The organism is uncultured Caldilinea sp. (genome assembly GCF_937128415.1).
Lineage (GTDB): Bacteria > Chloroflexota > Anaerolineae > Caldilineales > Caldilineaceae > Caldilinea.
This window is the reverse complement of sequence record NZ_CAKZMJ010000063.1, coordinates 1-2,922: the sequence shown is the minus strand read 5'-3', so window position 1 is coordinate 2,922 and position 2,922 is coordinate 1. Positions and strand designations below refer to the sequence as shown.

3 protein-coding genes are annotated in these 2,922 nt (G+C 64.3%); all 3 read left to right on the top strand.

The window, feature by feature from the left end:
• Window positions 1-792 (top strand): FAD-dependent oxidoreductase (locus Q0367_RS09835; RefSeq protein ID WP_298981955.1); only part of this gene is annotated, 792 nt, incomplete at its 5' end.
• Window positions 789-1,223 (top strand): VOC family protein, encoded by a 435-nt coding sequence (locus Q0367_RS09830; protein ID WP_297640548.1) that lies wholly within the window; start codon window positions 789-791, stop codon window positions 1,221-1,223. The genes Q0367_RS09835 and Q0367_RS09830, both read left to right, overlap by 4 nt.
• A 22-nt stretch (window positions 1,224-1,245) precedes the next feature.
• Window positions 1,246-2,850, top strand: a complete 1,605-nt coding sequence (locus Q0367_RS09825; RefSeq protein WP_297640546.1) for a spermidine synthase — start codon at window positions 1,246-1,248, stop codon at window positions 2,848-2,850.
• Window positions 2,851-2,922: the final 72 nt, after the last annotated feature.

Below are 2,922 nucleotides of genomic sequence, written 5' to 3'. Positions count from 1 at the left end.
GCGTGGTTCTGGGCGCGCGTCGTGGCGCGCACGCCCCGGCTCGCCTACTTTGACGGAGGCTTTCAGGCCTTCATCGACCACCTGGCGCAGCGGGTGCGTCGGCAAGGCGCCATCATTCACACGGGCTGCGCTGTGACCGGCGTGCACCCGCGCAGCGACGGCGGCTATGACGTCATCGTCAACGGGCAGGCGGAGCGCTTCGATCGCGTCCTCTGCACCGTCAGCCCGGGCTTGATGCAAAGGCTCACGCCCCAGTTGCCGTCCACCTATCTAGGGCAGCTGGCGCGGCTCAAAAGCCTGGGCGCCGTCGTGCTGACGGTGGCGCTCGACCGCAAGCTGACGCAGGACATGTACTGGATCAGCCTCCCCAAGCGCGAGGGCATCCCTTTCCTGGCGCTGGTAGAGCACACGAACATGATCGATCCGGTGCACTATGCCGGCGATCATCTGCTCTATCTGGGCGACTATCTGCCGGCCGATCATCGCTACTTCGAGCTTTCCGCCGAGGAGCTGCTCGATGAATTCGCGCCGCATCTCGTCAAGTTCAACCCGGCCTTTCGCCGCGAGTGGATCACCGGCGCCTGGGTGCACAAGGCGAAATACGCCCAGCCTGTGCCGCCGGTCGGCTATCTGGAAATGATCCCTGCGCTGCGCACGCCCTTGCCGGGGCTGTATTTCGCCTCGATGAGCCAGGTCTACCCTTGGGATCGCGGCACCAACTATGCCGTAGAATTAGGGCGCAAGGCGGCCGCCCTGATCGCCGCCGACATCCAACAGGAGAACGCTGTATGATCCGTCAATTAGCGCATGTTTGCTTCTTCACCGACCAGATCGACGCCATGGTCGCCTTTTATCGAGACGTCCTCGGCTTTCCGGTCAAGTTCACCCTTGCAACCGACGACGGCGAGACGATGGGCTACTATTTCGACTGCGGAAATACTACGTTCATCGAAATTTTCGACCAGAAACTCGCGGTCAAACAGTGGGGTGGCCAGGTGCAGGAGCTGAAACCCGGCAGCCAGTACAAGCACTTCTGCCTGGAAGTCACCGGCCTGGCTGAAGTCAAGGCCATGCTGGAGGCGCGGGGGGTGGAGGTCAGTCCCATCAAGACCGGCCTGGACCACTCGCTGCAGGCGTGGATCCGCGATCCGGACGGCAACGCCATCGAGCTGATGGAGTATACGCACGCCAGCCTGCAGTTGCGTCGCGCAATGACAGCGTAGCCTGGGAATTCGCAAGCGCGCCATGCGTTCGCTCTATTTGCTGGTCTTCACGGCCGGGTTGGTGACGCTGGGCATGGAGTTGAGCGCCGCCCGCCTGCTGGAGCCGGCCTTTGGCAACAGCCAGATCGTGTGGGCCGCCGTCATCGGGCTGATCCTGTTGAGCCTTTCCGTCGGCGCGTGGCTGGGCGGCTGGCTGGCGGACCGTCATCCCCGCCGCGAGGCGCTGGAGCTGACGTTGACGATCGCTGCTCTAGGCGTAGCGCTGATCCCGCCGGCGAGCGCGCCGGTGCTGCGGCTGGCTTCGCACGGCATGGCGAGCTTCGCCGCCGATCTGCTGCTCGGCGCGCTGCTGGCCGTGAGCCTGCTGTTCGCCGGGCCGGCGATCCTGCTGGGTGCAGCCACGCCGTGGGCCGTTCGCATTGCGATGAGCGAGCAGGAGAAAGCGCTTTCCACCGATCGAACGGAGTCGCCTGCGACGCATCATCGCCGCTCACCGATAGCCCATCTCGGTCGAACTGCGGGGCGTCTTTCCGCCGTCGCCACAGCGGGCAGCCTGATTGGCGCCTTCTTGCCGGTGCTCTGGCTGATCCCCGCCTTCGGCACGCGTTGGACTTTTTATCTGTTGGCGATGGCGCTCTTGGCCGTGATTGCCTTGAGCGCGCGACGCCGGCCTCGCTGGCTGGCGTTGGCGGCGCTCCTCGCCGTGCTTGCAGCGGCGTGGTGGTGGCAGCCGCAGGGCGTGCGCGCCGCCTGGGACGACGGTCGCTCGGGCCAGATCCTTTACGAAGACGAAAGCGCATTCAACTACATCGCAGTGCGCCAGTGGGGCAGCGAGCGCCATCTCAAGCTCAACGACGGCGTCGGCATCCACAGCGTCTATCACCCGGAGGCGTTGCTCAGCCAGGGCATCTGGGATTACTTTCTGCTGGCGCCCTTGTTCCGAGAGAAGCCGCCGCGCAACTTGCTTCTCATCGGTGCGGCGGCGGGCACCGTCGCCGGCCTCTATACGACCCTCTATGGCGACATTCCTATCATAGGCGTGGAGCTGGACCCGGAGATTCTGCGCGTGGGAGAGCAATGGTTCAGCGCTACGTGGCCCAACTATACGGCGGTGGCGGCGGATGGACGCCGTTGGCTGGCGCAGCAGCCGGCCGATGTGCAGTTCGACGTCATCGCCGTCGACGCCTACCGGCCGCCTTACATCCCCTTTCACCTGACGACGGTGGAGTTCTTTGCGCTGGTACGCGACCATCTGACAGAAGATGGCGTCGTCGCCGTCAACGTGGGGCGGACGGACGTCAACTACGCGCTGGTGGACGCCATGGCTGCGACGCTTCAGGAGGTCTTTCCCAGCGTCTTTGTCATCGACGAACCAGGGCCGCCCGCCACGCTGGCCAATTCGCTGGTGATTGCAACCAAAACGCCCACGACGCTGGCGCGCTTCCGCGCCGCCGTTGCAGCGCTTCCGGAGACGGCGCCCGACGAATGGGTCACATTTGCGCAGCAGGCCGCAGAATACGCTCGGGTGGCGTCGCCGCCTCCGTCCGCCCCGATTTTCACCGACGACCGCTCGCAGGTTGAACAGATCGTCCATAGCTTGATTCTGGATTTTCTGTTAGCCAGATAGCGCCGCTTCCGGCAAACGTTTATCGCCTCACTCCGTTTCGGTCGTTCCTTGACATCGTTTCCTTGACATCGT